The 7,785-nt window shown below is 46.0% G+C and carries 6 protein-coding genes and 1 tRNA gene; 6 read left to right on the top strand and 1 reads right to left on the bottom strand.

Features of this window, described 5'->3' with window-relative positions; translation table 11 throughout:
• The first annotated feature begins 69 nt into the window (after positions 1-69).
• The 3 genes from EWV68_RS02330 to EWV68_RS02320 all read left to right on the top strand — a co-directional run bounded on the left by EWV68_RS02330 (position 70) and on the right by EWV68_RS02320 (position 2,884).
• Complete coding sequence (locus EWV68_RS02330; RefSeq protein WP_061433168.1) at positions 70-342, top strand: hypothetical protein; 273 nt, start codon at positions 70-72, stop codon at positions 340-342.
• Positions 343-500: 158 nt separating this feature from the next.
• Positions 501-2,402, top strand: coding sequence for a glutamine--fructose-6-phosphate transaminase (isomerizing) (gene glmS / locus EWV68_RS02325; protein ID WP_287168679.1), 1,902 nt, complete (start codon positions 501-503; stop codon positions 2,400-2,402).
• A gap of 164 nt (positions 2,403-2,566) precedes the next feature.
• Positions 2,567-2,884 (top strand): DUF3067 family protein, encoded by a 318-nt coding sequence (locus EWV68_RS02320; RefSeq protein WP_002756874.1) that lies wholly within the window; start codon positions 2,567-2,569, stop codon positions 2,882-2,884.
• A 303-nt stretch (positions 2,885-3,187) separates the two neighbouring features.
• On the opposite strand, the gene EWV68_RS02315 is transcribed toward EWV68_RS02320, so the two are convergent.
• A complete protein-coding gene (locus tag EWV68_RS02315) occupies positions 3,188-3,832 on the bottom strand; it encodes a PEP-CTERM sorting domain-containing protein (protein ID WP_287168678.1) in 645 nt (214 codons plus the stop codon).
• Positions 3,833-4,446: 614 nt separating this feature from the next.
• Between EWV68_RS02315 and EWV68_RS02310 the strand changes: the two genes are divergently transcribed.
• The 3 genes from EWV68_RS02310 (at position 4,447) to EWV68_RS02300 (ending at position 7,503) form a co-directional block, all read left to right on the top strand.
• Positions 4,447-5,130, top strand: coding sequence for a PHP domain-containing protein (locus EWV68_RS02310; protein ID WP_287168677.1), 684 nt, complete (start codon positions 4,447-4,449; stop codon positions 5,128-5,130).
• 223 nt (positions 5,131-5,353) lie between these two features.
• Positions 5,354-7,252, top strand: coding sequence for an NAD(P)H-quinone oxidoreductase subunit F (locus EWV68_RS02305; protein ID WP_287168675.1), 1,899 nt, complete (start codon positions 5,354-5,356; stop codon positions 7,250-7,252).
• A 179-nt stretch (positions 7,253-7,431) separates the two neighbouring features.
• Positions 7,432-7,503, top strand: a tRNA-Thr gene (locus tag EWV68_RS02300).
• Positions 7,504-7,785: the final 282 nt, after the last annotated feature.

Raw genomic sequence — 7,785 nt, 5'->3', positions numbered from 1 at the left:
GGAATGTTAGCGAAGATTCCCAATGTTTGGTTAAAATAGAGGGGCAAAAGTTGCCACAGGGTCGCTTCAATGACAGTTAGACAACCCCGCTACAGTAAAGAAGAATTCGCTCGACGTGGCGATGAGATTTATGAGACCCAGGTACGTTCTCAAGTCGAGCAAGGTAATCAAGGCAAGATTGTGGCAATCGCTCTCGAAACTGGAGACTTTGAAATTGACGCGAGTGAAATAGCCGCTTGTGATCGCCTTGAAGCTCGTCGCCCAGATGCCCCAATCTGGATGGTTCCTACTGGTTCTCGTCAAGTTCGTCGATTGGGCGGACGCAGGAAAAGAGCCGTTTGAGACCTCTTTGACCCCATCTTGCTCCCAAAAATGAGCGAAGGATGAGTCCCATTAGAGGAAACTTTACCCTTCCCCCTGCGTCTTTAGCCTCTAAGCAAACAAGTGTCACGCTTGCGATAGAATAGATCGGACTTAGCCTAAATGGGGTCAGGGAAAGAATGTGCGGAATTGTTGGCTATATCGGAACCCAAACAGCGATCGATATTCTCCTAGCTGGTTTGGAACGTTTAGAATATCGGGGTTATGATTCGGCAGGAATTGCCACAATTCTCGAAGGTGAATTACATCGAGTCCGCGCCCAGGGAAAACTCTACAATCTGCGGGAAAAATTAGAACAGGAAGTTAATCCCTCCCAAATTGGCATCGGTCACACCCGTTGGGCAACCCACGGCAAACCCATAGAAAGTAATGCCCATCCCCACACCGATAATAGTCAACGGGTGGCAGTGGTACAGAATGGCATTGTCGAAAATTTTCAGGCATTAAGAACAGAATTAAGGGAAAAAGGCTGTATATTTGACTCGGAAACCGACACAGAAGTTATTCCCCATCTAATCGCCAGTTATCTACCCAAACCTACCGATGAAGAAGACTTGGGGGTGAGTCCTTTCCTCAAGGCAGTTTTAAGGGCAATTGAACGTTTAGAGGGGGCCTTTGCCCTAGGGGTGATTAGTCCCGATTATCCCGATGAATTGATTGTCGTGCGGCAACACGCCCCTTTAATCATCGGTTTTGGTCAAGGGGAGTTTTTCTGTGCCTCCGATGTCAGTGCTTTGGTTCCCCATACCCGGGCAGTGCTGTCCCTGGATAATGGCGAAATCGCTCGGTTAACACCCTTGGGAGTAGAAATTTATAATTTTGAGGGCAAAAGAGTCCGTAAAAGCCCCAGAATCCTCGATTGGAGTCCGACGACCGTAGAAAAACAGGGTTATCGTCACTTCATGCTCAAGGAAATCTACGAACAACCCGGAGTGGTGCGCGACTGTTTAGGGACCTATCTGCATCCCCATTGGACAGCACAAAATGAGGATAATGTCAACCCAATAAATATTAATTTTTCTGAAGAAATTTACGATAATTTAGAACATATTCAGATTTTAGCCTGTGGAACCAGTTGGCACGCTAGTTTAGTCGGTAAATACTTGATCGAGCAGTTGGCAGGTATTCCCACAAGGGTACAGTACGCCTCGGAATTTCGCTATGCACCCACGCCCCTGATGCCCAATACTTTAACTATCGGGGTGACGCAATCGGGGGAAACAGCCGACACTTTAGCGGCTTTGGAAACGGAAAAACAGCGCCGTTTAGGATTAGAAAAAAAATATCAGGCCCGGATTATCGGTATTACTAATCGCCCCGAAAGTACCCTAGCACAAATGGTCGATCAGATTATTAATACCCAAGCAGGAATCGAGATCGGGGTGGCGGCAACTAAGAGTTTTACGGCACAATTATTGGGTTTTTATCTCTTAGCTTTGGATTTATCCTATCGTCGTCAAACTTTGTCTTTAGAGAGAATCGAGGAAATTATTAATGGAATGCGATCGCTGCCAAGATCGATCGAAACTGTCTTAGAAACACAGGAAAAAGCGATCGAAGAATTGGCCCATGAATTTAATGACACCCAAGACTTTATTTTCTTGGGACGGGGGATTAATTTCCCCATTGCCTTAGAAGGGGCCTTAAAACTCAAAGAAATCAGTTATATTCATGCGGAAGGCTATCCAGCAGGAGAAATGAAACACGGACCAATCGCGCTTTTAGATGCAAAAGTTCCCGTAGTAGCGATTGCTATGCCGGGGATAGTTTATGATAAGGTTCTCTCCAATGCACAGGAAGCAAAGGCAAGGGATGCGCGATTATTGGGAGTAGTTGCCGACAGCGATACGGAAGCACCAAAAGTCTTTAATGATTTGTTGTATGTGCCGGAAATTGAAGAACTATTATCGCCAATTCTAACAGTAATTCCCCTACAATTGCTCTCCTATCATATCGCAGCCCGTCGCGGTTTAGACGTGGATCAGCCGCGCAATTTAGCCAAAAGTGTCACAGTGGAGTAAAGTTCATCAGGTTGAAACTATCCGATCAAGCGGAGATATCTGATCGTTGTGCTTTGCTGTTCTATGTTGTTCAGGTGTCATCCCTTCGGTAAAATCGAGGGTCTTCCCCTGACATTTATGATAAAATCAAGAGGCCGACTGACATCTGAGAAGCGATAGCAACCATGACGGGTGTGGACTTACAGCAATTATTACTAGAAAAATGGGGTCGTTCCTACGATATCCAGCTACGACGCATCAAAGATAAGGTTCATGTCCAGGTAATGTGGAAATATCTCGAACAAGCTTCTTTTCCCCTCTCCGAGTCCGAATATCTGGAACATCTCAATGCGATCGCTAATTATCTCCACGAATGGGGTGGTTTTAGTCAATTTCAAGCTTTTATCCGCGAAACCCGCGAGCGTCCCCGTCTCGGTAAAGCGGTTAGTCTGGCCCTAGATCTAGGTGAAAGGGCATCGGAATGGCTGATCAGTGATCAGTGATCAATTTGAGATCAGGCAAGAGGCACTCTTGCAAGAGGCAACACCCCTCCTGGCCCCCCCCGATGTCGGGGGGGTTGGGGGGGCGGGGGAGATTCGGCTAATCTTAAGAATAAGCACTTTAGATGGGTCTTAGCTTGTCAGTGACCAGTGGGATTGTTAAGTGAACAGTATACTGCATTTAAATTGCGTATTGGATATTTTAATACAAATGCTCGAACCCCCCACTCCCCCATCCCCTTCTCTAGACACAAAAAAAGGCGTTAAGCTTAACCTTAACGCTTGTCTTTGCTCTAATGGCAGTGACTAGCTCTTGCGACGAGCGAAAGCACCAATACCAGCAACGGCTAAGATACCGAGGATAGCAGAGGGTTCAGGTACCTTGTTGATGGGGGGAGAAGAAAAGGTAGTAGAAGCGTTAACTACACCACCGGGACCGCTGACTTGGTTGAGGTTAACGAGAAGGCTAGAGGGAGAGGGATCAAAACCAGTTCCTGTGGTTATACCGTTGATATACAGATCAAGGGTATCGGGAGTAGCAGAAGCGGTTGTGAAGGATGTGGCGGTGAAAGTAGCCAGGCCAGAGGCGGTAGTAAAGGTTACGGTAAAAGCACCGCCACCAGCAACACCATCTGGTGCAGAGAAGTCGAAGGTCACGGGACTGATAGCTACGGGCGACATAATAGCAACCTCTAGAGGGCCAGAGTAAAAGTCGTTGGCGAGACCTCGATAAAGGGGTTGGTTGGTATTGACGTAGTTAAGCGGAGGAAAGGTAACTGAGGTGGCACTGGCTAGATTGGAGCCAACATAAGAAACAGTACCCATTGGAATATAGCCAATGTTGGCATTCAATTGAGCAGCCTGAGCAGCACCAGCAAAGCTGAGAGCGCCAACGCTGCCAGCGATAGCAAGAGCGCCAGTGGTTAGTCGTCTAGAGATGTTTGTGATCATTTTAAGTGGTTTGTTACTTTTTATTAGGGCAAAGTACGTAGACTACGCACTCTAGTATAGTTATAACCTTGGACAGATGAAATGTCAAGTGAATGAAATGAAAAGAAAGTGAGATGCTCCCCAGTAGGGTGCGTTAGCGTAACTCACCAAAAACCTTTCTTTGTGGTGCGTTACGGCAATATTCAGAGCTTGATTTTTGCCCTAAAAACAAGGGATTGCCTAACGCACCCTACCCAACTACTAAAGACTTGTGTGATTTGAAGCGGTCAAGGAAGTATTTATGGTCACAGGTAAGCTAAAACGCAGATGATTACACCTCGACCTAATATTATGTCAAGACTAAAAGTTTTTCTAGTTAGGGTTTGCGGCAAAAAGTTTTTCGGTGGGGGCAGGGTGTGGGGTGTGGGGTGTTAGGGTGTTAGGGTGTTAGGGTTTTAGTTGAAATTCCCCATTCCCCCATTTCCCCATTTCCCTACTTCCCTACTTCCCTACTTCCCCACACCTTTGAAAGAGGATTTAGTATTAGTGGTAACAGCAGCTACCCAATTTTTTTTGGTATTTGCTATGCTGATTGTTAACAATTTGTAATCTTTGGGAAAGTTCCTCAATACTGCATGGTCGTTTCTGCTACAATTCCACCCCTAGCTCAAGATACCCTCGCGCTGAAAGCGGTGTGGGCAAATGTCGGCTATGATAGTTGTCCCTACCATTACAATTTCCATCTCCACACCCATTGTTCCGATGGTCAAATGAGTCCCCAGGACTTGATGAGACAAGCGTTAGACATCGGACTAAAAGGATTAGCAATTACTGATCATCACTCGATCGAAGGTTATCGACAAGCCCAAATTTGGCTAGAAAATGAGCATTTAAAGGGTTCTCTACCCCATCTCTGGACAGGGGTAGAAATTACGGCGAATCTCTTAGACACAGAAGTGCATATTCTTGGCTATGGTTTCGATCCCGCTCACGTCGTCTTGACTCCCTATCTGCAAAGAGCCAAACCGGAAGGAGATCTAGCTTTGGCCTCTAGAGTCATTAACAGTTTACAGCAAGCGGGGGCCCTAGTGGTTCTCGCCCATCCCTTTCGTTACCATCGCCCCGCGGCCGATTTAGTAGCGGCGGCGGTAGAATTGGGTATTGATGGTATTGAGGCCTTTTATGCCTACGGCAATCCCAAACCCTGGCTACCGAGTCAACGGGAAACCGAACAAGCACTCGCTCTTAGTCGTCAGTACCAATTATTCGCCACCTGTAGCACCGATTCCCACGGTAAATCTTTATTACAGCGCATTTAGCCCGATCCCGGGATTAACGGTAAAATAACTAAATTGACTAAACTCGCTCCCTTCTCGATCGAGTGTTAGTTTTTTATGGCCAAAAACAGGGAAGTGGGGAAGTGGGGAAATGGGGAAGTGGGGAAATGGGGGAATGGGGAATTTCAACTAAAACCCTAACACCCTAACACCCTAACACCCTAACATCCCAACACCCCAACACCCCAACACCCCAACACTCTGAATGAAAGATTTATTCCTTTACACTTGCTGGTTAATTCCCATTTATGGCTTAATTGGTTCGATTTTAACCTTGCCTTGGTCTTTAGGCATTATTAGTCGCACCGGTCCGCGGCCGGCCGCTTATATTAACCTATTGATGACCGTATTAGGGTTAATACACGGAACGATCGCTTTTAATCAAATTTGGCATCGAGAGACGATTAAACTGGCTTTTGAATGGGTAAAAGTGGCCGATCTTAGTTTATCCCTTTCGATCGAACTTTCTCCCGTCAGTTTGGGGACGCTGGAAGTGATTACCCTCATCAGTCTCTTGGCCCAAATCTATGCCCTTGGCTACATGGAAAAGGATTGGTCTTTGGCAAGATTTTATGGCTTAATGGGCTTTTTTGAGGCAGCTTTGGGGGGAATTGCCCTGAGTGACTCCCTACTATTCAGTTACGCTTTCCTAGAGATGTTAACGGTCTCTACCTATCTCCTCGTCGGTTTTTGGTATGCCCAACCTTTGGTAGTAACCGCAGCCCGAGATGCCTTTTTAACCAAGCGCGTCGGCGATATTATTTTATTGATGGGTTTGGTGGCTCTGTCCAGTTACGGAGAAGGATTGAGTTTTTCTCAGTTAGAAAATTGGGCAGTAAATAACCCTGTGCCACCTCTGACGGCGACTTTGTTAGGATTAGCCCTTATTGCTGGTCCAACGGGTAAATGCGCCCAATTTCCCCTGAATTTGTGGCTAGATGAGGCGATGGAGGGACCAAATCCAGCCGGAATCATGCGGAATTCGATCGTGGTTTCGGCGGGGGCTTATGTTTTAATTAAGCTGCAGCCGGTGTTTACCCTATCTCCGATCGCTGCCAATGTTTTAATAGTGTTGGGGACAATGACGGCAATCGGTACTTCTCTGATGGCCTTATCCCAAATTGATATTAAACGGGTTTTATGCCACTCCACCAGTGCCTATCTCGGTTTGGTCTTTATTGCGGTGGGATTAGGTCATGTGGATATCGCTTTACTAATTTTATTCTCCCATGCGATTGCAAAAGCTTTATTGTTTATGAGCGCAGGAGCCTTAATTCTCACCACCAGTAACCAGAATATCACGGAAATGGGGGGAATTTGGGCAAGAATGCCGGCTACAACCACGGCCTTTTTAGGAGGTTCCGCGGGGATGACGGTTTTAATGCCCCTGGGGATGTTTTGGACATTAAAACGGTGGTTAAGTGGTGAATGGGCGATTCCTTGGTGGTTATTAGCGGTTTTAATCTTTGTTAATTGTCTTAGCATCGTCAATCTTACTCGGGTCTTTCGTTTAGTCTTTTTGGGACAAACCCAAAGTAAGACCCATCGCACCCCAGAAGTGGCTTGGCCGATGGCTTTGCCCATGGTAGCATTGATTTTAATCGCTTTATTGGCCCCGATTATTCCCCTACGTTGGGATTTTTGGCTATCTTTCACCAATCCTCTCGTTAATAACCAGAGTTTTACTATTGTCTGGGGTTTTCCCTTACTGATGGCCTCTGGGGTAATTGGCCTAGTTATCGGGTTAATGGTAGAGTTAAGACGAGCTTGGGCCAGACCAACCGGGTTAATCCTGCGATTCTTGCAAGATTTGTTCGCTTATGACTTCTATCTTGATCGCATCTATCAGTTTACCGTGGTTTTAGCCGTGGGAAGCCTGTCAAAAATTACCGCTTGGCTCGATCGTTATATTATTGATGGTCTGGTTAATTTGGTCAGTTTAGCGACGATTTTTAGCGGCAGTGCCTTAAAGTATAATGTTTCTGGTCAATCACAGTTTTATGTTTTGACTATTCTATTCGGAATAGGGGGATTAATCTGGCTCTTATTAAACGGTCAATGGTCATTGATAACTGATTATTGGTCATCCCTTTTGACTCATTGAACCTCTGTGTATCGCTCCCTAGTCTTCCGGTCGCGGACTAGGGAGGCAAAGCAGCGGGATGAATCTGCTCGGGGGGGATAGACGGTTAAAATCGGTCTTAGCTTAAAACCCCACACCCTGCCCGCGGGAAAAACTTTTTCAGCAAGCCCTATTTGTGTTATAATGGGTTGGTCAAAAATGCTGGTGTAGCTCAGTGGTAGAGCAGCTGATTTGTAATCAGCCGGTCGCGGGTTCAAATCCCATCACCAGCTTTAATCTCTCACTCCCAATCGAACTTTAAAAAACCTACTTCCCACTTCCCACTTCCCACTTTCAAACCGAAGACCCCTGAACGGAAATTTAAGCCGGACAAAACCATTCTAGGGACTGGGGTTAACCACAGAAACCAAAAACCTACCTAAAGCTTTTTAAAGCTACTCATTTCTGTAGCTAGATAGCTAAAATAAGTAACTTTGGCCACCGATAGATTTTAAGAACGTTATCAGGTATAATCAAGATATGAAGCTAGTTGAACGTCATATTATCAGTCAAAA

Source organism: Microcystis sp. M_QC_C_20170808_M9Col, from assembly GCF_007095495.1.
GTDB lineage: Bacteria > Cyanobacteriota > Cyanobacteriia > Cyanobacteriales > Microcystaceae > Microcystis > Microcystis aeruginosa.
This window is presented reverse-complemented; position numbering and strand designations above follow the sequence as displayed.

Coding starts and splice junctions, on each gene's coding strand:
- EWV68_RS02305 (WP_287168675.1), top strand. CDS start 5,354: ATGAAAGATTTATTCCTTTACACTTGCTGGTTAATTCCCATTTATGGC.
- EWV68_RS02320 (WP_002756874.1), top strand. CDS start 2,567: ATGACGGGTGTGGACTTACAGCAATTATTACTAGAAAAATGGGGTCGT.
- EWV68_RS02330 (WP_061433168.1), top strand. CDS start 70: ATGACAGTTAGACAACCCCGCTACAGTAAAGAAGAATTCGCTCGACGT.
- EWV68_RS02315 (WP_287168678.1), bottom strand. CDS start 3,832: ATGATCACAAACATCTCTAGACGACTAACCACTGGCGCTCTTGCTATC.
- glmS (WP_287168679.1), top strand. CDS start 501: ATGTGCGGAATTGTTGGCTATATCGGAACCCAAACAGCGATCGATATT.
- EWV68_RS02310 (WP_287168677.1), top strand. CDS start 4,447: ATGGTCGTTTCTGCTACAATTCCACCCCTAGCTCAAGATACCCTCGCG.